This is a genomic window from Arthrobacter sp. 05T423, from assembly GCF_056396245.1.
Genome location: NZ_JBFTLC010000001.1, coordinates 88,089 through 112,906 on the forward strand (window position 1 = coordinate 88,089; position 24,818 = coordinate 112,906).

At 67.5% G+C, this 24,818-nt stretch carries 22 protein-coding genes; 15 read left to right on the plus strand and 7 right to left on the minus strand.

Annotated elements, in window-relative coordinates; all coding sequences use genetic code 11:
• The first annotated feature begins 29 nt into the window (after positions 1-29).
• Together mgrA and AC1DFE_RS00480 are read left to right on the plus strand one after the other, a co-directional pair.
• Positions 30-1,070, plus strand: coding sequence for an L-glyceraldehyde 3-phosphate reductase (gene mgrA / locus AC1DFE_RS00475; RefSeq protein WP_476903971.1), 1,041 nt, complete (start codon positions 30-32; stop codon positions 1,068-1,070).
• Positions 1,071-1,249: 179 nt separating this feature from the next.
• A complete protein-coding gene (locus tag AC1DFE_RS00480) occupies positions 1,250-2,335 on the plus strand; it encodes an inositol-3-phosphate synthase (protein ID WP_476903972.1) in 1,086 nt (361 codons plus the stop codon).
• Between the two features lie 168 nt (positions 2,336-2,503).
• Here the strand turns inward: AC1DFE_RS00480 and AC1DFE_RS00485 are convergent, their stop codons facing one another.
• Positions 2,504-3,127 (minus strand): MerR family transcriptional regulator, encoded by a 624-nt coding sequence (locus AC1DFE_RS00485; protein WP_476903973.1) that lies wholly within the window; start codon positions 3,125-3,127, stop codon positions 2,504-2,506.
• A 97-nt stretch (positions 3,128-3,224) separates the two neighbouring features.
• On the opposite strand from AC1DFE_RS00485, the gene AC1DFE_RS00490 reads away from it, so the two are divergent.
• Positions 3,225-3,776 carry a DUF2306 domain-containing protein gene (locus tag AC1DFE_RS00490; RefSeq protein ID WP_476903974.1) on the plus strand — a complete coding sequence of 184 codons (552 nt, stop codon included), beginning with the start codon at positions 3,225-3,227 and terminating at the stop codon, positions 3,774-3,776.
• A gap of 106 nt (positions 3,777-3,882) precedes the next feature.
• Here the strand turns inward: AC1DFE_RS00490 and AC1DFE_RS00495 are convergent, their stop codons facing one another.
• The 4 genes from AC1DFE_RS00495 to AC1DFE_RS00510 all read right to left on the minus strand — a co-directional run bounded on the left by AC1DFE_RS00495 (position 3,883) and on the right by AC1DFE_RS00510 (position 9,751).
• The gene (locus AC1DFE_RS00495) at positions 3,883-4,260 is read right to left on the minus strand and encodes a DUF559 domain-containing protein (RefSeq protein ID WP_476903975.1); all 378 of its coding nucleotides are present in this window, start codon (positions 4,258-4,260) and stop codon (positions 3,883-3,885) included.
• A gap of 795 nt (positions 4,261-5,055) precedes the next feature.
• The gene (locus tag AC1DFE_RS00500) at positions 5,056-6,768 is read right to left on the minus strand and encodes a formate--tetrahydrofolate ligase (protein WP_476903976.1); all 1,713 of its coding nucleotides are present in this window, start codon (positions 6,766-6,768) and stop codon (positions 5,056-5,058) included.
• Between the two features lie 22 nt (positions 6,769-6,790).
• Positions 6,791-8,068: a D-inositol-3-phosphate glycosyltransferase gene (mshA, locus tag AC1DFE_RS00505; RefSeq protein WP_476903977.1), complete on the minus strand. Its 1,278-nt coding sequence runs from the start codon at positions 8,066-8,068 to the stop codon at positions 6,791-6,793.
• Positions 8,069-8,245: 177 nt separating this feature from the next.
• On the minus strand, positions 8,246-9,751 hold the full coding sequence (locus tag AC1DFE_RS00510; RefSeq protein WP_476903978.1) for a family 4 glycosyl hydrolase: 1,506 nt from the start codon (positions 9,749-9,751) through the stop codon (positions 8,246-8,248).
• 115 nt (positions 9,752-9,866) lie between these two features.
• Here AC1DFE_RS00510 and AC1DFE_RS00515 point away from each other — a divergent pair, with 115 nt between their 5' ends.
• From AC1DFE_RS00515 to AC1DFE_RS00540, 6 genes are all read left to right on the plus strand, one after another.
• Positions 9,867-10,958, plus strand: a complete 1,092-nt coding sequence (locus AC1DFE_RS00515) for a carbohydrate kinase family protein (protein ID WP_476903979.1) — start codon at positions 9,867-9,869, stop codon at positions 10,956-10,958.
• A gap of 84 nt (positions 10,959-11,042) precedes the next feature.
• The gene (alr, locus tag AC1DFE_RS00520) at positions 11,043-12,311 is read left to right on the plus strand and encodes an alanine racemase (RefSeq protein ID WP_476903980.1); all 1,269 of its coding nucleotides are present in this window, start codon (positions 11,043-11,045) and stop codon (positions 12,309-12,311) included.
• The gene (tsaE, locus tag AC1DFE_RS00525) at positions 12,308-12,949 is read left to right on the plus strand and encodes a tRNA (adenosine(37)-N6)-threonylcarbamoyltransferase complex ATPase subunit type 1 TsaE (RefSeq protein ID WP_476903981.1); all 642 of its coding nucleotides are present in this window, start codon (positions 12,308-12,310) and stop codon (positions 12,947-12,949) included. Before alr ends, tsaE begins: the two co-directional genes overlap by 4 nt.
• Positions 12,949-13,620, plus strand: coding sequence for a tRNA (adenosine(37)-N6)-threonylcarbamoyltransferase complex dimerization subunit type 1 TsaB (gene tsaB, locus AC1DFE_RS00530; RefSeq protein WP_476903982.1), 672 nt, complete (start codon positions 12,949-12,951; stop codon positions 13,618-13,620). Before tsaE ends, tsaB begins: the two co-directional genes overlap by 1 nt.
• A gap of 137 nt (positions 13,621-13,757) precedes the next feature.
• Positions 13,758-14,294, plus strand: coding sequence for a ribosomal protein S18-alanine N-acetyltransferase (gene rimI, locus AC1DFE_RS00535; protein ID WP_476904361.1), 537 nt, complete (start codon positions 13,758-13,760; stop codon positions 14,292-14,294).
• Entirely contained in the window at positions 14,291-15,502 is a 1,212-nt protein-coding gene (locus AC1DFE_RS00540) for a tRNA (adenosine(37)-N6)-threonylcarbamoyltransferase complex transferase subunit TsaD (protein WP_476903983.1), read from the plus strand. The genes rimI and AC1DFE_RS00540 overlap by 4 nt, the downstream gene beginning before the upstream one ends.
• 31 nt (positions 15,503-15,533) lie before the next feature.
• Here AC1DFE_RS00540 and AC1DFE_RS00545 read toward each other — a convergent pair whose 3' ends face one another.
• The gene (locus tag AC1DFE_RS00545) at positions 15,534-16,685 is read right to left on the minus strand and encodes a glutamate--cysteine ligase (RefSeq protein WP_476903984.1); all 1,152 of its coding nucleotides are present in this window, start codon (positions 16,683-16,685) and stop codon (positions 15,534-15,536) included.
• A gap of 479 nt (positions 16,686-17,164) precedes the next feature.
• Here AC1DFE_RS00545 and AC1DFE_RS00550 point away from each other — a divergent pair, with 479 nt between their 5' ends.
• Entirely contained in the window at positions 17,165-17,635 is a 471-nt protein-coding gene (locus AC1DFE_RS00550; RefSeq protein ID WP_476903985.1) for a glycoside hydrolase family 3 N-terminal domain-containing protein, read from the plus strand.
• 50 nt (positions 17,636-17,685) lie between these two features.
• Positions 17,686-18,513 (plus strand): shikimate 5-dehydrogenase, encoded by an 828-nt coding sequence (locus AC1DFE_RS00555; protein WP_476903986.1) that lies wholly within the window; start codon positions 17,686-17,688, stop codon positions 18,511-18,513.
• Positions 18,514-18,531: 18 nt separating this feature from the next.
• Here AC1DFE_RS00555 and AC1DFE_RS00560 read toward each other — a convergent pair whose 3' ends face one another.
• Positions 18,532-19,785, minus strand: a complete 1,254-nt coding sequence (locus AC1DFE_RS00560) for a class I SAM-dependent methyltransferase (RefSeq protein ID WP_476903987.1) — start codon at positions 19,783-19,785, stop codon at positions 18,532-18,534.
• 54 nt (positions 19,786-19,839) lie between these two features.
• Here AC1DFE_RS00560 and AC1DFE_RS00565 point away from each other — a divergent pair, with 54 nt between their 5' ends.
• From AC1DFE_RS00565 to AC1DFE_RS00580, 4 genes are all read left to right on the plus strand, one after another.
• A complete protein-coding gene (locus tag AC1DFE_RS00565; RefSeq protein ID WP_476903988.1) occupies positions 19,840-20,241 on the plus strand; it encodes a hypothetical protein in 402 nt (133 codons plus the stop codon).
• A gap of 218 nt (positions 20,242-20,459) precedes the next feature.
• Complete coding sequence (groES, locus tag AC1DFE_RS00570) at positions 20,460-20,753, plus strand: co-chaperone GroES (protein ID WP_003805290.1); 294 nt, start codon at positions 20,460-20,462, stop codon at positions 20,751-20,753.
• An 84-nt stretch (positions 20,754-20,837) separates the two neighbouring features.
• A complete protein-coding gene (gene groL / locus AC1DFE_RS00575; protein ID WP_476903989.1) occupies positions 20,838-22,448 on the plus strand; it encodes a chaperonin GroEL in 1,611 nt (536 codons plus the stop codon).
• 218 nt (positions 22,449-22,666) lie between these two features.
• Positions 22,667-24,736: an acyltransferase family protein gene (locus tag AC1DFE_RS00580; RefSeq protein ID WP_476904362.1), complete on the plus strand. Its 2,070-nt coding sequence runs from the start codon at positions 22,667-22,669 to the stop codon at positions 24,734-24,736.
• The last annotated feature ends 82 nt before the right edge of the window (positions 24,737-24,818 follow it).

Here is a 24,818-nt window from a genome sequence, read left to right on the forward strand (position 1 = left end):
GGCCGGGCCCGGCTGGCAGGATGGAGCGTATGACTTATGTGGCCTCTGACACCCGCTACGACACCATGCCCTACCGCCGCGTCGGACGCAGCGGCCTGAAACTGCCGGCCATCTCGCTGGGCCTGTGGCACAACTTCGGCGATGACAAGCGCTTCGATGAACAGCGCGCCATCCTCCGCCGCGCCTTCGATCTTGGCGTCAACCACTTCGACCTCGCCAACAACTATGGGCCGCCGGACGGGTCCGCCGAGACCAACTTCGGCCGGCACCTGCAGGTCGACTTCAAGCCGTACCGCGACGAGCTGGTCATCTCCACCAAGGCCGGATACTACATGTGGCCCGGCCCGTACGGCGAATGGGGCTCCCGGAAATACCTGATCTCCAGCCTGGACCAGTCGCTGCAGCGGATGGGCCTGGACTACGTGGACATCTTCTACAGCCACCGCCCCGACCCGGAGACGCCGCTGGAGGAGACCATGGGCGCGCTGGATTACGCCGTGCGCTCAGGCAAGGCTCTGTACGCCGGCATCTCGTCCTACACGCCGGAGCAGACGCTCGAGGCCGCCCGCATCTTGAAGGAGCTCGGAACCCCGCTGCTCATCCACCAGCCCAGCTACTCCATGCTGAACCGCTGGACCGAGAACGGCTCGCCCAACCTCTACGAAGCGCTGGACCAGGTGGGCGCCGGCTCCATCGCGTTCTCCCCGCTGGCCCAGGGCATGCTGACCGACCGCTACCTCAACGGAGTCCCGGCTGACTCGCGCGCCGCAAAAGCACGGTTTCTGTCCGAATCGGCCCTGACGGAGGAAAAACTGGACAGGGTCCGGGGGCTGAACGCCATCGCCGCCGGCCGCGGACAGTCGCTGGCGCAGATGGCTATCGCCTGGATCCTTCGCGACCAGCCCAAGGGCTCCCCGGTGACCTCGGCGCTCGTTGGGGCGTCCAGCGTCACGCAGCTCGAGGACACCCTGGCCGCCATCAATAACCTTGAGTTCAGCAGTGACGAGCTGACAGCGATCGACGAGTTCGCCGTCGAATCCGACATCAACCTCTGGGCACAGCCGGTCTGAACCCCGACGTCAAAAAAGCGCGCGTAATCAAGCAGCCGGGGCCGGCGGGAACAAAGCCGGCCCCGGCAGCGTTTGGTTAGACTGATAAGCGCGCCGCGTGGCGCGGTGCCCGTCAGACGCCGTCGTACAACAACGTACGGACGCGCAGGGCACATGAAGTTTGTTCTCAAAGGAGTTCCGTGTCTTCAAATCCGATTCGTGTAGCTATCGTCGGCGTGGGTAACTGTGCCGCTTCGCTGGTTCAGGGTGTTCATTACTACCGGGATGCCGACCCCAAGGCCACGATTCCGGGTCTGATGCACGTGGAGTTCGGCAAGTACCACGTCAATGATGTCCAGTTCGTGGCGGCGTTCGATGTTGACGGCAAGAAGGTCGGCGTCGACCTCGCCGACGCCATTCTGGCCAGCGAAAACAACACCATCAAGATCGCCGAGGTTCCGCCCACCGGCGTGACGGTCCAGCGCGGGCACACCCTGGACGGCCTGGGCCGGTACTACCTGGAGACCATCGAGCAGTCCACCGAGGAGCCGGTCGACGTTGTCCAGGCGCTCAAGGATGCCGAGGTCGACGTGATGGTCTGCTACCTGCCGGTCGGGTCCCAGGAAGCCGCCGAGTTCTACGCCCAGTGCGCCATCGACGCCGGCGTGGCCTTCGTCAACGCACTCCCCGTGTTCCTCGCCGGCACCAAGGAATGGGCCGACAAGTTCACCGCCGCGGGCGTGCCGATCGTAGGCGACGATATCAAGAGCCAGATCGGTGCCACCATCACGCACCGCGTCATGGCGAAGCTGTTCGAGGACCGTGGTGTGACGCTGGACCGCACGTACCAGCTGAACGTCGGCGGCAACATGGACTTCAAGAATATGCTGGAGCGCGACCGCCTCGAGTCCAAGAAAATCTCCAAGACCCAGGCCGTGACCTCCAACGTCGAGGCCGAGCTAGCTGCGAAGGACGTCCACATCGGCCCGTCCGATTACGTGCAGTGGCTCGATGACCGCAAGTGGGCCTTCGTCCGCCTGGAAGGCCGCAACTTCGGCGACGCCCCGGTGTCGCTGGAGTACAAGCTGGAGGTCTGGGACTCGCCCAACTCCGCCGGTGTGATCATCGACGCGATCCGTGCGGCGAAGATCGGCCTGGACCGCGGCATCGGCGGTCCGCTGGTCTCGGCGTCGAGCTACTTCATGAAGTCCCCGCCGGAGCAGTTCAACGACGACCTCGCCCGCGAAAAGGTCGAGGCCTTCATCCGCGGCGACCTCGAGCGCTAACCCCGGACGCTCTCTCAGATCCTGCGGGTTTTGCCCGGACGCTCTCTAAGATCCTGCGGGTTTTGCCCGGACGCTCTCTCACGTCCTGCGGGTTTTGCCCGGACGCTCTCTCAGATCCTGCGGGTTTGACGCGTTGCTCCCTCACCTTCGGTGGGGGAGCATCGCCGTTTAAGCGTTCTTTTCGTAGCGCCGAATCGCGTGGCTCGCCTGGGCGAGTGCCAGCAGCTTCAGGACCAGTTGGCCGTGCAGGTGCATGCCGACGGCCGCCGTAATAATCTGCTCATTGACGTCGTCCGGCGCCGTGGTGGCCGAAATGTCCACTGTGGCAATGGCGTCAATCGCCTGGCTGTAGGCGTCGAGCAGGTCATCTGTCACCGGCACACCGAGACTTTCCATCAGGGCGAGATGGGCATTGAGGGCGTTTCTGGCGTCGCTCGGGACGTCCGGCCAGTTCCGGAAACGTACGACGGCGTCACCCGCCGGCGACCGCGTGCCGCCGTGCTCTGTGCCCACCTCGTGAAGGCCCAGCACCGTGCGCTGGACCGCGGCCAAGAGCTCAAGGCGGGGGACGCCGTCGTCCGCCATTCTGAGCAGGGAGCCGATTTGGGCAATATTCAGCCCGACCACGCGCCGCAGCGCCTGGATGAGTTTCAGCCGGCTCACGTGGAGTTCCGCATACTCGGCCCGGGTGGCGTGGACCGAACGGCCCGCAGGCAGCAGCCCCTCGCGGAGATAGAACTTGATGCTGGCGGGGGAGACTCCTGTCCGCTGGCTGAGTTCCTTCAGCTGCATCCCCGCTCCCTTCATCGGCGGTGGCAGCCTGTGGATAGCAGCTGCCGCGCCGGCTATCTTGATTTACACGATTGGATAGTGCTCCTATCCTAGGGAAATGGAGCCTTGGAATGCACTGCTTGCCAGCCACGTCATTGCCGCACTTTTTGTCCTCGCCATTGGCCCGTTCCAGATCCTGCGCCGCCGCCGGGACCGTATCCACCGCACCATGGGACACCTGTGGGTCGCCGCCATGTACTACGTCTGCTTCAGCAGCTTCTGGATCGTCAGTGAAGGGCACTTCAGCTGGCTTCATGGACTGTCGGCTTTCACGATCGTGACCGTCACCCTTGGGCTCATTGCGGCGGTGCGCCGGAACATTCCCGCCCACCGCGGCAACATGATCGGCAGCTACATCGGCATCGCGGTGGCCTTCGGCTTCGCCGTCTCGGTGCCGGGGCGGGCCATTCCGGGCCTCCTCGCCGAGGACCTGCCGACCGCCCTGTACGTTGGCGCTCTGGTGGCGCTCAGCGTCGCCGTCGTCTTCATTTCACTCCGGCGAGGTGAGGGCCGTTCAGCGAACCGGGCCCGATCGAAGGGTTCAGCAGTGCCGGCTGCGGGACGGGGCGCAGGGCGGGGAGCCGAGGTTGCTGCCAAAGTGGACGGGTAGCTGCCTGCCGGCCGTACGGCGCCTGGTTCCAGGGACGCTCTTTCACTTCCTACAGCTTTTGCGGCAACGCTCTTTCACTTCCTACAGCTTTTGCGGCAACGCTCGCTCACCCGGCGTCGGCAAACCCCGAAGCTTGAGGGTGATCCAACTGCGCGGTTCGTCTTGCCCGCCTGATCCGGAGGATGGCCCTCTGGAAACCATCGTCGAGGTCATCCTTTTTTACAATCACGACGGTCCATCCCGCAGCTTCAAAGGCCTTATCTCGCCGTTGGTCACTAAAGACCTGGGCCTCGACCAGGTGATGACCGCCGTCGTACTGGATAGCCAACCGCTGGGCACGGTAGCCGAGGTCGGCCGACGGCGACAACGGGTCGCCGCTTCTCAGTGTCAGTTGGAGGTTGGGTTCAGGGAGTCCGGCGTCCACCATCGCCAAGCGCAGCATTGATTCCGGCGCCGAGTCTGCACCCACGCGCATCTGGTCCAAGGCTTCCCTGGCGCGGACAACGCCCTGGAGATTCGGGTGCCGCAGAACGAGGGAACGCAACCGATCGAGGGTATCGAAGGGCTGCGTCCGGCCTTCAAATTCCAGTCGAGGGATAGGATTATCTGGTCACCCATGCACACCAGATCCCTGAGCGGCAGCCTTCGTGCAAGATCCAGCCAGGTCCGTGATCGGGTGCTGATACGGATGCCATCGACCGTTTCAACCTCGTCTTCTTTGGCAAGTACGGTATGGCCAAGCACTCCAATGCGACGCACCGAGGGCAGGCGCGTTGGCTTGCTCAAATGTAGTTCCGAAGAGTCCGCCAGCCATGGTGGCAGCACCTGGCATTGAAGCCGCGCCGCAGTGACATGTGAGATCCAGGCGCCGGGGGAGACTTCAGACAGCGCCCGCGCCGCCGCCTCCAGGTCAAAGTCCCAGTCCCACGGGCGGTAGAGTCCCCGCCCCACATGGATCACGTCGCGTCGCCGCAGCCTCGACGCGGGAATGCCTTCGGCTCGGGCGACGTCGAAGGTGAACGGAGCTGATGCCAACTGTGCAGGTAGGCTGTGGTGCATTTCCATGCAGGCATTCTGACCCATATCGCGGGGCGCCGCAGAAGTTATCCACAGGCGGCAGTAAGTGAGAGAGGGTCGGGGAAAGTCTGCGGGGAGTGAGAGAGGGTTGGGGAAAGTCTGCGGGGAGTGAGAGAGGGTTGGGGAAAGTCTGCGGGGAGTGAGAGGGGGTCGGGGGAAAGCCTGCGGGGAGTGAGAGAGGGTTGGGGAGGTGAGGGAGGGGCTAGGAGAGGCCGACCGGGTTGCCGTCGCGGTCCACGTCCATCCGCATTGCGGCCGGAACGGCGGGAAGGCCGGGCATGGTCATCACCGCTCCAGTGAGGGCCACGATGAAGCCGGCGCCGGTCTTGGGGATGAGGTCACGCACATGGATGGTGAAGCCTTTGGGCGCACCCAGACGCGAGGCGTCGTCCGTGAACGAGTACTGCGTCTTCGCCATGCAGACCGGCAGCCCGGACCAGCCGTTCTTCTCGATGTCCGCCAGCCGGCGCAGGGCCGGTACCGAAAAGTCCACGCCGTCGGCGCCGTAGATTTCCTGGACGATGGTGCGGATCTTGTCCTCCACGGACATGTCCAGCGGATAGAGATGCCGGAACGACGACGGCCCGTCCACGGCAGCGGCCACCTTGGCGGCCAGTTCATCGCCGCCGTCCCCGCCCCCACCCCGTCCCCAGATGTCCGCCACGGCCGCCTGGATGCCCTCACCGGCGCACCAGCCGAGCAGCCAGTCGAGCTCCTCCGCGGTGTCGGCGGGGAACCTGTTGATCGCCACCACGGGTGTCACGCCGAACCGCTCCACATTCCGGACATGCCGGCGCAGGTTGGCCACACCCGCCGCCATGGCCTCAACATTCGGTTCGCCCAGGCAGTTCTTGGCCACCCCGCCCTGCATCTTGAGCGCGCGCACGGTGGCCACCACCACGACGGCGGCCGGCGCCACATCAGCGATCCGCGCCTTGATGTCCATGAATTTTTCCGCGCCGAGGTCTGCCCCGAACCCAGCCTCCGTGACCACAATGTCGGCCAGCCGGCGGGCGGTCTGCGTGGCGATCAGCGAGTTGCACCCGTGGGCGATGTTAGCGAACGGCCCGCCGTGCACCAGCGCCGGTGTTCCGGCGATGGTCTGGACGAGGTTCGGCTTGATCGCTTCCTTGAGCAAGAGCGTCAGCGCCCCCTGCACGCCCAGGTCCGCCACGGTGACCGGTGTCCGGTCATAGGTGTAGCCGAAGGTGATGCGGCCCAGCCGGTCCCGCAGGTCGGCGACGTCGGTGGCAAGGCAAAAGACCGCCATGATCTCGGATGCGACGGTGATGTCGAAGCCATCCTGGCGGGGGACGCCCTGGGTAGGGCCGCCGAGTCCGATGACCACTTCGCGAAGGGAACGGTCGTTCATGTCCAGGACCCGTTTGAACGTCATGCGGCGGGGATCGATGTTCAGCTCGTTTCCCTGGTAGATGTGGTTGTCCACTAGGGCCATGAGCGCATTGTTGGCTGACGTCACGGCGTGGAAGTCGCCGGTGAAATGCAGGTTGATCTCGTCCATGGGCAGCACCTGGGACAGTCCGCCGCCCGTGGCTCCGCCCTTCATGCCGAGTATGGGACCGAGCGAGGGCTCCCGCAGCGCGACCATCACCTTGTGGCCGGCCCGGGCGAGCGAGTCCGCCAGTCCTACGGTGGTGGTTGATTTTCCTTCCCCTGCTGGTGTCGGCGACATCGCCGACACCAGGACCACCTTCCCGGCAGGAGCGGGGGCCGAGAGCTTCGCTGGGTCAATCTTGGCCTTGTACCGGCCGTAGAGCTCTACCGCCTCCGGATCGATGCCCGCCGCCGCGGCGATTTCCTCGATGGGCCGCAGCACGGCCCTGCGGGCAATTTCCAGGTCGCTCGTCGGAGTGCTGCTCTGGCCGGTACCGCTCAGGGGAGTGCTGTCAGACATCGTTGTCCTTTCCGGAGGGGGCTTAGCCGGTGAGCCGGGACCCGTAGACGGCGGCCATGGGGTGGCCGGTGGCAAATTCATCGGCGGCGGCGTGGTAGCTGTCGAGGGTGATGGCGGCGGTGCGTTGCCAGCCGGAGTTGGCTGCGTGGATGGCCGCGGCGGTGCCCATGTTTTCGCGGGTGGCGGGGTCGTCGTGGAGGGCTTCGAGGGCATCGGCCCAGTCGTCGGCATGGTGTCCGTCCACGAGCAGGCCGGTGCGGCCGTGGCTGACGGCGCGGGTGAGTCCGCCCACGCGGGTGGCGACCACGGGGGTGCCGCAGGCCTGGGCTTCGAGGGCGACGAGTCCGAAGGATTCGCTGTAGGAGGGCATGACGACGACGTCGGCGGCGCGGTACCAGTTGGCGAGTTCTGGTGCGCTGACGGGCGGGTGGTGGGTGACGACGTCGTCCAGCCCGGCGGCGCTGACGAGGGTTTTGAGGTTGAAGTCCTTGGCGCCGCTGAGCGCCCCGAGGACGGTGAGCTTTAGGTCGATGTCGGGCCGGCGGCTCCGGAGCAGGGCGGCGGCTTTGATCAGGATCTGGGGGCCTTTGAGGCGCTGGATCCGGCCGGCGAAGAGCAGGTGGAAGGCGCCGGGGGCGATGCCGTGGGCGGTCCGGGAGCGGGTGCGGAACGCGGGGGTGAAGACGGAGAGGTCGACGCCGGGGGGTGCGACGTCGATGTGGTCGAAGTCGGCGCCGTAGTGGGAGACGAGTTCGGCGGCTTCGGCGCTGGTGTTGGCGATGAGCCGTGTGGCGCCGTCGGCGATGCGGTGTTCGCCGTCTTCGCGGCGGCGCGGTTCGGGTTGTTCGCCGGAGTGCAGGAGGAGGTTTTTGACTTTTGCCATGGTGTGCATGGTGTGCACGAGCGGGATGTTCCAGAGGGCGGAGAGTTCGAGGCCGGCCACGCCGGAGACCCAGTAGTGGGAGTGGATGAGGTCGTAGCGGCCGTGGGGTTGCTGGGCGCGGATGCGTTCAATTTCGGCGACCATGCTGTGCAGCAGTTCGGGGAGTTCTTCTTTGGGGAGCTTGCGGGGCGGGCCGGCCAGGACGTTATGGACGCAGACGCCGGGGTCGGGGTGTTCGACGGCGGGCTGGCCGGCTGAGGTGGAGCGGGTGAAGATTTCCACTTCGATGCCCGTTTCGGCCAGGGCAGAGGCGAGGCCGCGGATGTACACGTTCATGCCGCCGGCGTCCCCGGAACCGGGCTGTTCCATGGGGGAGGTATGCAGCGACAGGAACGCCACACGCTTGATCACCGACATGGCCCTCCCTCCTCTCCGGACTGCTGGAACTGCATCGGATAAAACACTACTCCTGAACAGTCCGCAGAACGGCGGCCACGTGCCTGCCGCTCACGTGGCGGAGCACCCGCAACCAGAGCGACATCAGTGGTTGTAGCACGCTGAAGTAAAGACCCAGCGGCCACCCCGCCGGCGCCATCAGCGCCGCCACAACCCGGCCAACTCCGGAAGCGCGGCCTCGTAGCCGGCGAGCAGTGCGTCCGCCAGTTCCGGCGAGCCGACCAGCGGATGTCCCGCGAAGGCTTCAAGCGCCGCCTCGCGGTCGCCGGTGGACGCCGCGCGGACGGTGAGCAGCTCCACTTTCTTGACCTGCTGCAGGAGTCCCAGCTGCTGTTCGGCGGGCCGGTCCTGCGGGATCGGCACCGCCCCGTACGGCCCGACCCTGCAGGGAACTTCGACGACGGCGTCCGGCGGCAGTCCTGGAATAGCGGCTTGGGAGCCGTCAATGCCGGCCGGGGACGGTCCAGCGGAGTTCGATGTGTTGAGGATCAGCTCCGTGGGAGCGTTCCGGACGCCTGAACCGTCGCCGCCTGAACCCTCGACGCCGGAACCCTCGCCGCCGGCACCCCCGGCCAGTGCCCGCATCATTGCCAGCGCCACCTGCTCATAGCCGCCGCCGGCAAGATCCTCGGGGTTCCGGGCCTCGCCGCCGGCCCTGGATTCGGCCAGGTACCCCTCCTCCCGTGACCGCCGGGCCGCCTCCCACAAGCCGTACGCTTCGTCGCCGGCGCCAACCAGCCGCGGATACAGCTCCGACTGCTGGCCATGGATCGACTCACCGCGCGTCCTGGCCATTGCCCGCATGCCCGACGCCGCGCGCGCCGCGTCGTAGTAATAGAACAGGTACTCGTTCGGCAGCAGTCCCAGATCGCGCAGAAACGGCTGCGGAAACAGCCTGCCCTCCTCGAAGCCGGCCAGGGCGGCCCCATCGGCCAGCAGGCCGGGAAGAACATCCCGGCCGCCGCTCTCCAGCCGGTACAGCCAGCCGAGATGGTTCAGCCCGTAGTAGCCCACGCCGTCGAGCTTTCCCGCCGGCAGCGGCACCCCGGCCGCCCGGGCGGCGCGGTGCACCAGGGCACTCGCGGAATCACAGATGCCGATCACCTTCCGGCCCAGGACGGGTACCAGCGCCTCCGTGACCATCCCGGCCGGGTTGGTGAAGTTGATCAGCCAGGCGTCCGGGCAGTGCGTCCGCATGCTGTTGGCCAGCTCCAGCATGGCCGGGATGGACCGCAGCGCGTAGGAGATGCCGCCCGCGCCGGTGGTTTCCTGACCCAGCAGCCCGAGATCCTGGGCCACCCGCTCGTCGGCCACCCGGCCGGCCGTTCCGCCCGGGCGGATGGCGGCGAACACCATGTCCGTCCCTTTGAGGGCGCGCGGGAGGGACGTGGTGGACGTCACCGCGGGCGGACGCCCGGAGGAACGTCCGACGGCGGAGCTTCCGTCCGCGGCGCCGCTCACCGCCGGGGGCCGGCCGATACCGGAAGACATGGACCGCAGAACGGCCTCGATGGCAGCCAGCCGGCCGCCGTCGACATCGAACAGCACCACCTCGCTGACCAGGCCGGCATAGGGCCCGGAACACAGGGCACGGTAAACGAGAGGAACCCGGAATCCGCCGCCGCCGGCGATCATGAGCCGCATGGCAGGAGTCTATGCGCACCGGCCAACCACACGGCCTAAAACGCGGCACCCCAGCTCTCCCGTCCCCCAGATCGCGGGGTTTCAACGTTGAGGTGCAGGGCGTAGTGTGCCGAACATGGAGGCGAATCCCGCACGCCGTTTCGACCCGCTCTCTGCCGTCCGTACCCTGGCGGCCGGAGAATTCGACCTGCTGCTGGCCGGGACCGTCTTCCAGGACATCATCTTCACCGGACTGCCGCATGCGCCCGAGCCCGGAACCGAAATCTGGAGCGAGGGGATGGGCAGCTGCCCCGGAGGGGTGGCGAACCAGGCCATCGCGGCCGCCCGTCTGGGGCTGCGGACCGGGCTTGCCGCGGCCTTCGGCGACGACGGCTACGGCGACTACAACTGGAAAATCCTGGACCGGCAGGAGCACGTGGACCTGTCCCTGTCCCGCAGAATGCCGGGCTGGCACTCGCCGGTAACTGTCTCACTCAGCGTTGACCACGACCGCTCCATGGTCACGCACGGGCACCCCGCGCCGGTGACCTCCTCCGAGCTGATCGGGGATCCGCCCGGAGCCCTGGCTGCCGTGGCGGACCTCGGCCATGAATTGGAGCCGTGGGCGTTCGCGGCGCACAAGGAGGGCGTGAAGCTGTTCGGCGACGTCGGCTGGGACCCCACCGGTGAATGGGCCCACGGACGGCTTGCGAACCTGCAGTACTTCCACGCCTTCATGCCCAACCAGCGCGAGGCCATGGCCTTCACCGGCAAGGACGATCCCTGGGCGGCGCTGTACTCCCTGGCAGACCGGGTGCCGGTGGCTGTGGTGACCCTGGGGGCGCAGGGGGCCGTGGCCGTGGACTCGGAAACGGGCGAGGAGGAATGGGTCCCGTCCCTGCCGGTGGCCGCCTACGATCCGACCGGGGCCGGGGACTGCTTCGGGGCCGCGTTCATCGTCGGCAGCCTGGCCGGGTGGCCCCTCAGCGACCGGCTGCGGTTCGCCAACCTTTGCGCCGCGCTGGCGGTCCAAGAGGTGGGCGGGTCCCTCGCGGCGCCGGGCTGGGGGGACATTGCCGACTGGTGGAAACGCGCCAACGCCCGGCCGGAACGCCGCGGAAGCCAGTGGCTGCGCCGCTACTCGTTCCTTGCCGACATTGTCCGGGACGTTCCGCAGGAGGCCCAGCGGCGCGCGGCCGCCACCATCGCGCACCTTTCGGACGCCTGAGGACGCGGGCCGCCGGATGCCCGCAGGCCGGTCCTGCGGACAGGCAATTATTCGGCCCGAAGCGCCAGCACTAGAATCAGTAGAGTGATTTATCCAGCAGCAACAGGAGACCGCCCGGCAGTGTCGGGCCCGGTCGGGACGCCCCACGCTTATGACCGGACGGCCCATGAACGTTCCGCCGTGATTGACCTTGAGGCCATTCGGCACAACGTCCGCCGGCTGGCCGCAGCCGCCGAGCCGGCCAAGGTCATGGCGGTGGTCAAGGCCGACGCCTACGGCCACGGCGCGGTGCCGGTGGCCCGCGCCGCCCTTGAGGCGGGAGCCGGCTGGCTGGGCGTCGCGCACATCTCCGAAGCGCTCGCACTGCGTGCGGCAGGCATCGAGGCACCGCTGCTCGCCTGGCTGCACACCCCGGAAAGCAACTTTGGAGCGGCGGTGGCAGCCGGCGTCGACATCGGGTGTTCCGGCTGGGAGCTGGAGCAGATCGTGGCCGCAGCCCGGCAGCAGGAACGGCCGGCACGCGTCCACCTGAAAGTGGACACGGGACTTGGCCGCAATGGCGCCACCGTCGAGGTGTGGGACCGCCTGGTGGGCGAAGCCGTGGAGTACCAGGACCAGGGGCTGCTGCGCGTCGTGGGTATCTTCTCCCACCTTGCTGTGGCAGACGAACCCGAGCGCCCCGAAACCGATGACCAGCTCGCCGCGTTCCGCGAGGTGCTGGCGATCGCCGAGGACGCCGGCGTGGACCCCGAAGTCCGCCACCTGGCCAACACTCCGGCCACGTTGTCCCGGCCCGACACGCACTTCGACCTGGTCCGCACGGGGCTGGGAATCTACGGTCTCTCGCCCTTCGAGGGGCAGACCTCGGCGGAGCTGGGCCTCCGCCCGGCGATGACCCTGCGCACCGTCGTGTCCCACTGCAAGGACGTGCACTCCGGGCAGGGCGTCTCCTACGGCTTCAATTACCACACCTCCGGCGAAAGCACGCTGGGCCTGATTCCGCTCGGCTATGCCGACGGCGTTCCCCGCGTCGCCACCGGTGGCCCCGTCCGCGTGGAGGGCGTCACCTACCCCGTGGTGGGACGGATCGCGATGGACCAGATGGTGATCGACCTCGGCCCCCTGAACGTGAGCCGGGGCGGCCACAGCGTCCTCGGAGCAGAGGCCGTCCTCTTCGGCGACGGTGCCGACGGCGGCCCCACTGCCGATGACTGGGCCCGCGCTGCCGGAACCAACAACTACGAAATCGTCACCCGCATCAGCCCCCGCGTGCCCCGCACCTACGTCAACGAGGCTCCCGTCAGCGACGAGCAGGCCGGCGCATTGACCGCCACCGAAACGCCGGCGCCGTGAACGTTCCGGAGGCCGGCAACGCTCCGCTCTGGGTCCAGACCCTGACGGTTACGACGGCGGACCAGACCCACGCCCTCGGCGCGGCTCTGGCGGAGGTGCTCCGGGCGGGGGACCTCCTGGTCCTGACAGGCGAATTGGGCGCCGGCAAGACCACCTTCACGCAGGGCCTTGGTGAGGGCCTGGGCGTCCGGGAGGGCATTATTTCCCCGACCTTTGTGCTGGTGCGCATCCACCCGAACCTCCCCGGCGGGCCGCGCCCGGGCGGGCCGGACCTGGTGCACGTGGACGCGTACCGGCTGGGATCGGCGTCGGAAATCGACGACATCGACCTTGAGAACACGCTGGACTCCGCCGTGACCGTGGTGGAGTGGGGCCGGGACCGCGTGGAGCATCTGGCCGAGAGCCGGCTCGAGGTGGAACTGCACCGCCAGCTGGGCGGCGCCGGCGCGGTGCCCCTGCACGCCCCTCACGGTTCAACGGGACGCGGCTCGGCGTCTGGTTCCGCAGCGTCCGGCGCTGAAGCGCCGGTCCTGGACTTCGAGTCGGAGGACGACGACGAGCCCCGCACCATCATCATCCGCGGCTTCGGGCCGCGCTGGGCTGAACAGCCCGTTCTGGCCGCGGAAGGAAACGCCTGATGCTCATTCTCGCCATCGACACGTCGGCCGTAGCCAGCACCGCGCTGGTGTCCGACGACGCCCTGGAAGGCGTGGTGGGCAGCTTCTCCACAGAGGACACGAGGAGCCACGCCGAGGTCCTGGCGCCCGGAATCGAGCAGCTGCTCGCGGACGCCGGAGTGACCGGCGCTGACATCGACGCGATCGTTGTGGGCGTTGGCCCCGGCCCGTTCACCGGCCTCCGGTCCGGCATTGCGACGGCCCGTACGCTCGCTTTTGTCTGGAACACGCCGCTGCACGGCCTGATGAGCCTCGACGCCGTCGCCCTTGAGGTGGCGGAGTCCACGGATGCGCCGGCTGAGTTCCTCGTGGCCACCGATGCACGGCGCAAAGAGGTTTACTGGGCCCGCTACACCCTGGCCGCCGGTCAGCTGCCAAAGCTTACGGACGGGCCGCACGTGGGCTTCGCCGCGGACCTTCCCGATCTGCCTGCCTATGGCGCAGGGGCAGGGCTGTACCCGGAGGCCCTCCGCGCGGATCCGGATTTCAGCTCCGAACAGCCGGACGCCCTGTACCTGGGGCAGTTCGCGCTGGCGCGGCTGGAAGCAGGAGAGCAGCTCCTGGACTCCACACCGCTGTACCTCCGTGAATCGGACGCCCAGGTCCCCGGCCCCCGGAAGCGTGCCCTGTGAACCTGCTGCCCGAATCACCTGGAAACCCGAAATCACCAGGAAATCCGAAGCCCGAAAATGCGGTACCCGGTAATCCGGCGGCCGGGAACACGCCCGTGCTGCCCCGCCAACTGGACTCCGGCGTGACCATCCGGGACATGCTGCCCGCCGACATCCCCGCCGTCCACGAGCTGGAGGTCCGGCTCTTCCCTGTGGACGCGTGGCCGCTGCAGATGTTCATGGACGAACTCATGCAGCCGGAGACCCGCCGGTACCTCGTGGCGGAAGCGCCGGACGGCATCGTCGGCTACGCGGGTCTCATGTGCGTCGAGCCGATCGCCGACGTCCAGACCATCGCCGTCGTCCCCGAGTATGAGGGCAAGGGCATCGGGACAGCGCTCCTCACCGACCTCATTGCCGAGGGGCTGCGCCGCGGCGCAGCCGACATCCTGCTGGAGGTCCGCGCCGACAACCCGCGGGCCCAGCAGCTGTACATCCGCTTTGGCTTCGAGCAGATCCACGTGCGGAAAAAGTACTACCGCGACGGCGTCGATGCCCTGATCATGAGGCTTCAGCTGGCGGACGTCCTCGCCGCGCACCAGGACATTGTGCACGGCTCCGCAACCCAGCCCGCGCAGACTGACGAAGCCCGCCGCGCCGGGGAGACCGCTCCGACGGAGGCAGACCAGAAATGAACCGCTCACAACCGCTTGTGCTCGGCATTGAGTCCTCGTGCGACGAAACGGGCGTAGGCATCGTCCGCGGTACCGACCTCCTGACCAACACCGTGTCCTCGTCCATGGAGGAGCACGTCCGGTTTGGCGGCGTCATCCCGGAGATCGCCTCGCGCGCCCACCTGGATGCCTTCGTACCAGCCCTGCAGGCCGCGCTGGCCGAGGCAGACGTGACACTGGACGAGATTGACGCCATCGCGGTGACATCCGGTCCGGGGCTGGCCGGCGCGCTGATGGTTGGCGTATGCGCCGCAAAGGCGCTCGCCGTCGCCACCGGCAAACCGCTCTACGCCATCAATCACTTGGTGGCCCACGTGGGCGTTGGCCTGCTCAACCCCCGTCCCGGCGTCGCCACAGGCATCGGAAAGGGCGGCCAAACCGGGGGCCAAACCGGCGCCGCAGCAAAGCCAGTATTGCCCGAGAACCCCATCCTGCCCGAGAACCTGGGTGCCCTGCTGGTTTCCGGCGGCCACACCGAGATCCTGCGCATCCGCAGCATCACCGACGACGTTGAACTGCTCGGTTCCACCATCGACGACGCCGCCGGCGAGGCCTACGACAAGGTCGCAAGGATCCTGGGCCTGGGCTACCCCGGCGGCCCCGCCATTGACCGGCTGGCGCGCGAAGGCAACGCCAAGGCCATCAGGTTCCCCCGGGGACTGACGCAGCCCAAGTACATGGGCACAGCGGAGGAGCCCGGCCGGCACCGGTACGACTGGTCCTTCAGCGGCCTGAAGACGGCGGTGGCCCGGTGCGTGGAGCAGTTCGAGGCCGCGGGCGATCCCGTGCCGGTGGCGGACATCGCCGCTGCCTTCCAGGAAGCGGTGGTGGATGTCATCACGTCCAAGGCGGTCATGGCCTGCCGCGAGCATGGAATTACGGACGTGCTGCTGGGTGGGGGAGTGGCCGCCAACTCACGGCTGCGGCAGCTGACCGAACAGCGCTGCTCGGCCGCCGGCATCACGCTGCACGTTCCGCCGCTGGATCTGTGCACGGACAACGGCGCGATGGTGGCGGCGCTCGGCGCACAGCTGGTCATGGCGGGCATCGAACCGAGCGGCCTCAATTTCGCGCCGGACTCGTCCATGCCGGTGACAACGGTGTCGGCCCCAGGTAGGTCGCAGGACAGGGCGTTCTCAGCGCTGGGAACGCCCTCAGCTGCTACCTAGCCGGGTTAGGCGGTGGGCGGAAAGCGGCGACTTACGCCGTCGGGCCGTTCCGCATCTGCTTCACGAGGTCGAGGACCACGGCCTGGAGGTCTCCGCCGCTTTCGGCGGCCACCCGCCGCTGGCGCTGGTACCCCGCGCCGCGGCTGATGATCTTTTCGACGTCGGCCAGCTCATCCGGGCAGCCCAGCTGCGCGGCGATCGGTTCGAGCCGCTTGAGCGTCTCCAGCAGGTGGTCCGTGACGAGCTGCTCGTTGCCCTCGGCGTCGAGGATGATGATCGCGTCCATGCCGTAGCGGGCGGCCCGCCACTTGTTTTCCTGGACGTGCCACGGCGGCATGGTGGGAATGCTGCCGCCGGCGTCGAGGATGGTGGAGAATTCATGCACCAGGCACTGGGTCAGGGCTGCCACGGCGCCCACTTCCTCAAGCGTGGCCAGGCCGTCGCAGATCCGCATCTCGATGGTCCCCAGGGCCGGAACAGGGCGGATGTCCCAGCGGATCTCCGAGATGGTGTCGATCACGCCGGTGGTGAACATGTCCTGGACGTAGGACTCGTATTCCTCCCAGCTGGCGAACTGGAACGGCAGCCCCGCCGTCGGCAGCTGTTGGAACATGAGGGCACGCTGCGAGGCGTAGCCGGTGTCTTCGCCGCCCCAGAACGGGCTCGACGCGGACAGGGCCTGGAAATGCGGGAAGTAGTTGACCAGGCCGTCCAGCACGGGGAGTACTTTGCTGCGCCGGTCCAGGCCAACGTGCACATGTACCCCGTAGATCACCATCTGCCGGCCCCACCACTGGGTGCGGTCGATCAGCTTGGCGTAGCGTTCCTTGTCCGTGACCGGCTGCAGCTGCGGCGGGCTGAACGGGTGGCTTCCGGCGCAGAACACTTCCACGCCCATCGGGTCCGTGACTTCGCGAAGGGCGGCCAGGGAGCGGGCCAGGTCTTCCTTCGCTTCCGCGGCGGTCTCGCAGATGCCCGTGACCAGCTCCACGGTGTTGAGCAGCAGCTCCTGCTTGATGTGCGGGTGCTCGTCATCCTCGTTCAGCTCGGGATGCCGTGCCACGACTCCGCGCAGGACCTCGTTGGCCACCGACGAAAGTTCACCGGTCTGGGCGTCCACCAGCGCGAGTTCCCATTCCACACCAAGAGTTGATTGCCTGGATGAAGCGAAATCAATCTTCATGTGTTCCTCGCTGTGTGCTGGCCTGGTGACGTCTGGTTGCCGTCCGTTCCTGGCGAACGGCTGACAGGGGAACGGTCATCCAAGTCTAGTGCAGGGGTCGCATCGAAGTGATGGCCTGGCTACACAGGGCGCGTGAGAGTGTTCACACAACCAGCCGCCCCAAATCCCCCAGAAAACTTTCCCGCACTGCACCTGCGCGTACCGCACCTGCAGTGCTCGCGGCGCTGTTCGCCGTAGCGTCGTGCACTGCGCCACCGTCGGCATCCGAACCAGGACAACGTACGACGACGGCGCCCGCGGCTTCGGCTTCCGGCTCACCGAACGCAACCCCCGGCAATTCACCCCGGTCCGGTTCGCCGCAGCCGGGTGCACACCGCCCGGCCCCATCCACGGCGGGGCCTGCAACGCAGGACACGGCGGCGCTGGGCTGGGGCCCGCAGCAGCGCGACGCCGACGCTGCCGCCACGGCGGTGGCAAAAATGAGCCTGGAGGAGAAGGCAGGCCAGGTGCTCCAGGTCATGACCGGCCACATCGCGGCCCGTGCCCTTGACCCGGGCGTGCCCGCGTCCCTCTCGAAGGCAACGTACTCGGCGCTCCGTGGCCTGGGCTTCAAGGGCGTGGCCGTCACGGACGGGCTGAACATGGGCGCGGCGGCCGGCCGCTATCCCCGCGGTTCCGCAGCCCCGGCCGCGCTTGCAGCCGGGGCGGACCTGCTGCTGATGCCGGCCGACGCCCCCGCCGCGCATGCCGCCGTCGTCCGTGCGGTCACGGAGGGTAAGCTCCCGCTCCCGCGCCTTGAGGACGCCGCCCGGCGGGTGGTCACGATGATGATCTGGCGCGGCCGGACCGCGCAGAGGAAGCCTCCGGCAGCACCGGGAAGCAAGGCCACCGCCCCCGGAAAGCTGCCGGCCGCCGTCGGACCCTACCCGCCCGGCACCGGCTGCAGGTAACAAAGACGGCCCCGCCGGTTAAACGACCAGCCCCGCCGTTTAATGGAGGGGTGCCGATTCTGAATAAAGACATGACCCTGTGCATTTCCCTCTCGGCCCGGCCGAGCAACAACGGGACCCGCTTCCACAACCACCTGTACGACCAGCTGGGCCTGAACTGGATCTACAAGGCGTTCGCGCCCACCGACCTGGCGCAGGCGATCGCGGGCGTCCGCGGCCTGGGGATCCGGGGCTGCGCCGTCTCCATGCCCTACAAGGAGGACGTGATTGCCCTGGTGGACGCCATGGACCCGTCCGCCAAGGCCATCGATTCCGTCAACACCATCGTCAATGACGGCGGGCGGCTGACGGCCTACAACACCGACTACACGGCGATCGAGCAGCTGCTGCAGCGCAACGCCGTGCCTGCGGAGTCATCGGTGCTGCTCACGGGCGCCGGCGGCATGGCCAAGGCCACCGCCGCGGCCCTGCGTGACGCGGGATTCAAAGACGTGAGCATCATCGCCCGCAACGAGGCAACCGGCCGGGCGCTCGCCGACCTTTACGGCTTTGCCTGGCGGGGGGAGCTGGGCACCGGCCCGGAGGCCACGGCTGACATGGTCATCAACGTCACGCCGGTGGGAATGGCCGGTGGACCGGAAGCCGACGCGCTGTCCTTTCCCGCCGAAACCATCGAGGCCGCCAAGGTGGTTTTCGACGTCGTGGCCCTGCCCGCGGAAACGCCGCTCATTCAGGCGGCGCGGGCAGCCGGCAAGCAGGTCATCACGGGCGCAGAGGTAGCCACCATCCAGGCGCTGGAGCAGTTTGTGCTGTACACGGGCATCCGGCCCACAGAGCAGCAGGTCCGGGACGCCGAGGCGTTCGTGCGCGCCCAGTAGCCAGTGCGGGCCCAGTAGTTACACGGGCTCCACGGAGACGGCCACTCTCTCCTCCCCGATCCGGGTGAGGACCAGGGTGCCTGTCTTTTTGCCCGCCGACTTCCCGCCGGCTTTACCGGCGCCCTTCCCGCCGGCCTTGCCCCCGGGCAGCAGCTGCTTGCGCAGCTCCTCCGGGGTGACGGACATGCCGCGCTTCTTGATGTCCAGGACGCCGACGCCGTTCTCCCGGACCCAGGCCTTGAGGGCCTTGACGTTGAACGGCATGACCTCCAGGACCCGGTAGGCCCGGGCGTACGGAGTGTCCACCAGCTCAGGGGCGCAGATGTAGGCGATGTGCTCGTCCACGAGGTGGCCCCCCAGGTCCATCGCCAGGTCGGCCACGAGCCCGGCACGGATGACCGCGCCGTCAGGCTCATACAGGAAACCGTCCACCGGGCCCACGGGGGCAACGGGTCCGCCGTCGAACTCCTCCCCGCTGGTAAGTTCCGCGGCGCCCTCCGGCCCTATGACCAGGGCGGCCCGGCGGATGCCCGGACGGGCCACGGCGTTGAACCACAGAGTGACCTCGGTGACGTCGCCGCCCACCGAGACCCACTGCGCCTCACAGCCGGCCGGCACCGACTCGTGCGGCATGCCGGGACCCATTTTGACGCCGACGGCGCGCCCGGCGGCAGCCAGCGACTCCACGAAGGACAACGGGGGAGAAAAGGCCTCGGGGTCCCAGATCCGCCTGGTGCCGGACGTGGTGGTGGTGCGCCGGGCGGGGTCCAGCCACACGCCGGCCCCGTCCTCCAGCGCCACCGATGTCGCGTCCGAATGGACCACCGTGGCGTGCGGAAAGGGAATGAGGTTTATCGTGGCGCAGGCGGCGGTGGTCTCGTCCACCTCCACAGCCGTCACGGCAATGTCCAGCGATGCAAGGGCCATCGCGTCCGCGCCGAGGCCGCAGCCAAGGTCGGCTACATGGCTGACGCCCGCCTGGGCAAAGCGCTGGGCGTGCCGGGCGGCGACGTTGAGCCGGGTGGCCTGCTCCAGGCCGGCCTGGGTGAAGAGCATCTGCCGGGCGAACTCGCCGAACTTGCCCTCGGCCCTGGTCCTGAGCCGTGACTGCGTCAGGACGGCGGAGACGAGCTCGGGGGAGTGCCCGGCCTTGCGGAGGGTTGAGCTGAGGGTGAAGGAATCGTCCTCCCGGTACGGTCCGAGCGAGGCCAGCAGCTCCCATCCTTCTTCGGTGAGGAGCGGGGCGATCTGGTCCTGCGGTGCTTCAGACATGGGATCAAGCCTAGTGGAGGGGCCGCCCAAGCTCTTCCCGATAGGGTGGTCTGAATGGAATCCAGCGAAACGCCAACCCCTGGTCAGCCCGAACGCAACAACCCCGGACCGGCGCAGCATAGCCGCCTGGTCCGGTATGCACGCCCGGTGCTGATCGCCGGCGCTGTGATCGCCGTCGTCTGCCTTGTCCTGCTGGTGATCATCTTCCTGCTCGACTCCTTCAATTCCACCGTCTACTCGGTGGGTGGCAAGAACATCAGCGACGCCACCGAGGAAGCCCGGCAGATCCGCGACCTGTACCTCGGGGCGCGCGTGGGCGGAATCGTGGTGCTCATCGTGTCGGTGCTTGCCGCAGCGGCGGCCGCCGCCGTGCTTGTCCGCGAGCAGCGTAAGCGGGGGGACCAGGACGCCGACGGCGGCGAGGACCTGGGGTTCGACGACCTCGCCGGGCGCTGAACGAAGGGTCCTGGCGGGTTACGGCGGATGAAATTCTGGCACTCACCTTGACCGAGTGCTAACCCCTTACATAGAGTCATCATTAGCACTCTCCCTAGGAGGGTGCTAACACACGAAGAGCTGCCAGCCTGGCTGCTGCCGGCACCGCGACGACGGTCTGCCGCCACGGCGCAACAGTTTTTACTGTCCATGAATTTTGATGAAAAGGAGAGGTCCGAGTGTCGGTCTCTATTAAGCCTCTTGAGGATCGTATTGTTGTTCGCCCGCTCGAAGCCGAGCAGACCACGGCTTCCGGCCTGGTCATCCCGGACTCCGCCCAGGAGAAGCCGCAGGAAGGCGAAGTTGTTGCAGTAGGCCCCGGCCGCTTCGAAGACGGCAACCGCGTACCGGTCGACGTAGCTGTTGGCGACGTCGTCATCTACTCCAAGTACGGCGGAACCGAAGTCAAGACCGGCGGCACCGAGTACCTCGTGCTCTCCGCCCGCGACGTTCTGGCGATCGTCGTAAAGTAACTCTTTGGATCCCCGTGCCGCTGCCCGAGTCTGATTCTGTCTGGCCGGGCGGCTGCACGGGGTTCTGTCTTGAAAGGACAAACCATGGCAAAGCAGCTTGCGTTTAACGACGCTGCCCGCCGGTCGCTTGAAGCCGGCATCGACAAGCTCGCCAACACGGTTAAGGTGACGCTTGGTCCCCGCGGCCGCAACGTCGTGCTGGACAAGAAGTGGGGTGCCCCCACGATCACCAACGACGGCGTGACCATCGCCCGGGAAGTCGAACTGGACGACCCGTACGAAAACCTTGGCGCCCAGCTGGCCAAGGAAGTCGCCACCAAGACGAACGACGTCGCCGGTGACGGCACCACCACTGCCACAGTGCTCGCCCAGGCACTGGTCAAGGAAGGCCTGCGCAACGTTGCCGCCGGCGCCGCTCCTGGCCAGATCAAGCGCGGCATCGAGGTCTCCGTCGAGGCCATCGCAGCACGCCTGCTGGAGAACGCCCGTCCCGTTGAGGGCACCCAGGTGGCCAACGTTGCCGCCATCTCCGCGCAGAGCGACGAGGTTGGCGAGCTGCTCGCCGAGGCCTTCGACAAGGTTGGCAAGGATGGTGTGATCACCATCGAGGAATCCTCCACCACGCAGACCGAACTGGCTCTGACCGAGGGTATGCAGTTCGACAAGGGCTACCTGTCCCCGTACTTCATCACCGACACCGAGCGCCAGGAAGCCGTCCTCGAGGACGCCCTTATCCTGATCAACCAGGGCAAGATCTCCTCGGTGCAGGAATTCCTGCCGCTGCTGGAGAAGGCGCTGCAGAGCTCCAAGCCTCTGTTCATCATCGCCGAGGACGTCGACGGCGAAGCCCTGTCCACGCTGATCGTCAACCGCATCCGCGGCACCCTGAACGTGGTCGCCGTCAAGGCTCCGGGCTTCGGTGACCGCCGCAAGGCCATGCTGCAGGACATCGCGACGCTGACCGGCGCGCAGGTTGTGTCCCCGGAACTGGGCCTGAGCCTGGACTCCGTGGGCCTCGAGGTGCTGGGTACCGCCCGCCGCATCACGGTGACCAAGGACAACACCACCATCGTCGACGGCGCAGGTTCGGCCGAGGACGTTGCAGCACGCGTTGCGCAGCTGCGCGCCGAGCTGACCCGCACCGATTCCGACTGGGACCGGGAGAAGCTGCAGGAGCGCCTGGCCAAGCTGGCCGGCGGCATCGGCGTGATCAAGGTCGGCGCAGCCACCGAGGTTGAGCTGAAGGAAAAGAAGCACCGCATCGAAGATGCAGTGTCCTCCACCCGCGCGGCCCTCGAAGAAGGCATCGTGGCCGGTGGCGGTTCCGCCCTGATCCACGCGCTGAAGGCACTCGACGAGGACCCGGCTGTCACGGCACTCGAAGGTGACGCGGCTGCCGCCGTCGGCATCGTCCGCCGTGCACTGGTCCAGCCGCTGCGCTGGATCGCGCAGAACGCCGGCCACGACGGCTACGTTGTGGCCGCCCGGGTTGCCGAGCAGGACAACAACCACGGCTTCAACGCCAAGTCCGGCGAGTACGAGGACCTGATCGCAGCGGGCGTCATTGACCCCGTCAAGGTCACCCGTGCAGCCCTGCGCAACGCAGCCTCCATCGCTGCGCTGGTGCTCACCACCGAAACCCTGGTGGCTGAGAAGGCCGCCGAGGAAGACGAGCACGCAGGCCACAGCCACTAGGCTGCAGCCCGCTCCAAGCGGCTCATGAGAAGGCCCGTCCAGCTGCCGCTGGGCGGGCCTTCTCTGCGCTTTCAGACGGATTCTCCCGGCTAAGACCCCGGTCGCACCTGCGTGGTTGATTCGTCTGGAATGTCACGAATTGGTAACATGGGTGCTTTGTGCTGCCGTTTGAGGGGTTATCTGTGCCAGAAGCGAGATCGACGGACCCGCTGGAAAGCATGCCGCGCGAGGAACCGGCAGGGAACCAAAACCATGAGCCGCGGGCTGCCCGGCTGAAGGCCAGGCCTGGTTACCGGCCCGAGGTGCAGGGCCTTCGTGCCCTCGCGGTGCTCATGGTGGTCACGTACCACGTGTGGCTTGGCCGGGTTTCCGGCGGCGTGGACATCTTCCTGCTGATCTCTGCGTTCCTGCTGACCCTGTCCTTCGTCCGCAAGGTGGAGAAAGGTGCTCCGCTGCGCCTCGTGAGCCACTGGCTGCACCTCTTCAAGCGGCTGATCCCGGCCGCCGTCGTCGTGATCCTCGGTGTGCTGGCCGGAACCTGGCTGGTCCTGCCGCAGAGCCGCTGGCCCGACGTCCTCAACGAGGCGTGGGCGTCCCTGCTCTACGGGCAGAACTGGCTGCTGGCCAACAGCGCCGTGGACTACTACGCGCAGGACCACTCCGGGGCCAGCCCGCTCCAGCACTTCTGGTCGCTGTCCATCCAGGGCCAGGTCTTCATCCTCTGGCCCCTCATCTTCGCCGGCTCCGCCCTGGTGTGGCGGCTGCTGCGGCGCCGCCGAGAAGTCAGCTACCGGACTGTCCTGATGGTCACCTTCGGCGGCATCTTCATCGCCTCGCTGGTGTTCTCGATCGGCCAGACGGCCAGCAACCAGGCCTACGCCTACTTCGACACGCGGACCCGGCTGTGGGAGTTCGCGCTGGGATCGCTGCTGGCCCTGGCGCTGCCCTACCTGAAGCCAGGCAAGGCGCTGCGTGTGGCCCTGGGCTGGGCCGGACTTGCCGCCATGATTTCCTGCGGCCTGGTGCTCACCGTTGACCGGTCCTTCCCGGGCTTTATTGCGCTGTGGCCCACCCTGGCCGCGGCTGCCATCATCGTCGCCGGCCAAAGCGGCAGCCGGTTCGGCGTGGACCGGATCCTGTGCTCAAAGCCGCTGGTGGCCCTGGGGGACAACTCCTACGCCCTCTACCTGTGGCACTGGCCGGTCCTGGTCCTGGCACTGGCCGGCACGGGCATCGAAAAGCCCAACCTGGTCCAGGGCCTCGCCGTTGTGGCGGGTTCCGTGGTGCTGGCCGTCCTGACCACCCGCTTCGTCGAGAAGCCGCTGCGTGAATGGCACTGGCCGCAACTGCGGGCCTGGCGCACCGCCGTCGTAATTGTTGCCTGCGGCGCCCTGCTGGCCGGTCCGGTCGCGGTGTGGCAGACCAAGCTGACCGCCGACGAGGCCGCGGCGGCCGCGCAACCTCGCGAGCTGACTCCCGGCGCCGCCGCGCTGGCGCCGGAGAACGCCGGCAAGCCGACGCCGGAAGCCACCGTGATTCCGGCCCCCGCCGCCATGAAAAACGAGTGGGCGGACATCGACGGGCTGTGCACCGACGGCAACGTCCCCAGCGACCCCCTGCTCAGCGGCTGCCTGCAGAACAGCAAGCCGGACAAGGTCACCAAGCGGATCGTGGTGCTCGGCGACTCCCACGCCCAGCAGTACATGGCCGCGCTCGGCCCGATCGCCAAGGAGCACGGCTGGGAGGTGGTCACCCTCCTGAAGGGCAACTGCCGGTTCGGCGCCGAATCGACGGAGCGCGACGCCGACTGCAACGCCTTCAACAGGGCCAGCGCCGCGTACGTCATGGAGCACAAGCCGGACGCGGTGTTCACTGTGGCATCCCTCACGCACAAGGAAGCCCCGTTTGAAACCGAGGTGCCCGGCTACCTGGAGGGCATCAAGCCGTTCACCGACGCCGGGATCGACGTCGTCGGGGTCCGGGACAACCCGCGCTTCGCCATCAACATGCCGGAATGCGTCCAGAAGTACGGCACGGACGCGCCGGAGTGCAACCCGCCGCTGGGCGAATCCCTCGCTGCCAAGTCGCCGCTGGACGCCTACCGGGGCAAGGTGGACGGGCTGCGCCTGATGGACATGAGCGACTTCATCTGCGCCGGCGGCATCTGCCCGGCCGTGGTGGGCAATGTGTACGTCTACAAGGACGACAACCACCTGACCAAGACGTACGTCCAGTCCATGATCCCGATGTTCGAGAAGCGGCTCCTGGCTGCCACGGGCTGGAAGTAGCGCGCCTGCTGGCCCACGCCCGCGAGGGTTCCCTGACCGAGCCTGCGAGGTTAGGGAGCGGGCGGGGAGTGCCCTTGCTCAC

What these genes read in the sequence shown, in the direction of transcription:
- groL (WP_476903989.1), top strand. Translation starts at nt 20,838, where the DNA reads ATGGCAAAGCAGCTTGCGTTTAACGACGCTGCCCGCCGGTCGCTTGAA.
- AC1DFE_RS00510 (WP_476903978.1), bottom strand. Translation starts at nt 9,751, where the DNA reads ATGCGGCTCATGATCGCCGGCGGCGGCGGATTCCGGGTTCCTCTCGTT.
- AC1DFE_RS00500 (WP_476903976.1), bottom strand. Translation starts at nt 6,768, where the DNA reads ATGTCTGACAGCACTCCCCTGAGCGGTACCGGCCAGAGCAGCACTCCG.
- AC1DFE_RS00550 (WP_476903985.1), top strand. Translation starts at nt 17,165, where the DNA reads ATGAGCCTGGAGGAGAAGGCAGGCCAGGTGCTCCAGGTCATGACCGGC.
- mshA (WP_476903977.1), bottom strand. Translation starts at nt 8,068, where the DNA reads ATGTCGGTGATCAAGCGTGTGGCGTTCCTGTCGCTGCATACCTCCCCC.
- rimI (WP_476904361.1), top strand. Translation starts at nt 13,758, where the DNA reads ATGCTGCCCGCCGACATCCCCGCCGTCCACGAGCTGGAGGTCCGGCTC.
- AC1DFE_RS00580 (WP_476904362.1), top strand. Translation starts at nt 22,667, where the DNA reads ATGCCGCGCGAGGAACCGGCAGGGAACCAAAACCATGAGCCGCGGGCT.
- AC1DFE_RS00560 (WP_476903987.1), bottom strand. Translation starts at nt 19,785, where the DNA reads ATGTCTGAAGCACCGCAGGACCAGATCGCCCCGCTCCTCACCGAAGAA.
- AC1DFE_RS00540 (WP_476903983.1), top strand. Translation starts at nt 14,291, where the DNA reads ATGAACCGCTCACAACCGCTTGTGCTCGGCATTGAGTCCTCGTGCGAC.
- AC1DFE_RS00515 (WP_476903979.1), top strand. Translation starts at nt 9,867, where the DNA reads ATGGAGGCGAATCCCGCACGCCGTTTCGACCCGCTCTCTGCCGTCCGT.
- mgrA (WP_476903971.1), top strand. Translation starts at nt 30, where the DNA reads ATGACTTATGTGGCCTCTGACACCCGCTACGACACCATGCCCTACCGC.
- AC1DFE_RS00565 (WP_476903988.1), top strand. Translation starts at nt 19,840, where the DNA reads ATGGAATCCAGCGAAACGCCAACCCCTGGTCAGCCCGAACGCAACAAC.
- AC1DFE_RS00545 (WP_476903984.1), bottom strand. Translation starts at nt 16,685, where the DNA reads ATGAAGATTGATTTCGCTTCATCCAGGCAATCAACTCTTGGTGTGGAA.
- AC1DFE_RS00490 (WP_476903974.1), top strand. Translation starts at nt 3,225, where the DNA reads ATGGAGCCTTGGAATGCACTGCTTGCCAGCCACGTCATTGCCGCACTT.
- AC1DFE_RS00485 (WP_476903973.1), bottom strand. Translation starts at nt 3,127, where the DNA reads ATGCAGCTGAAGGAACTCAGCCAGCGGACAGGAGTCTCCCCCGCCAGC.
- tsaB (WP_476903982.1), top strand. Translation starts at nt 12,949, where the DNA reads ATGCTCATTCTCGCCATCGACACGTCGGCCGTAGCCAGCACCGCGCTG.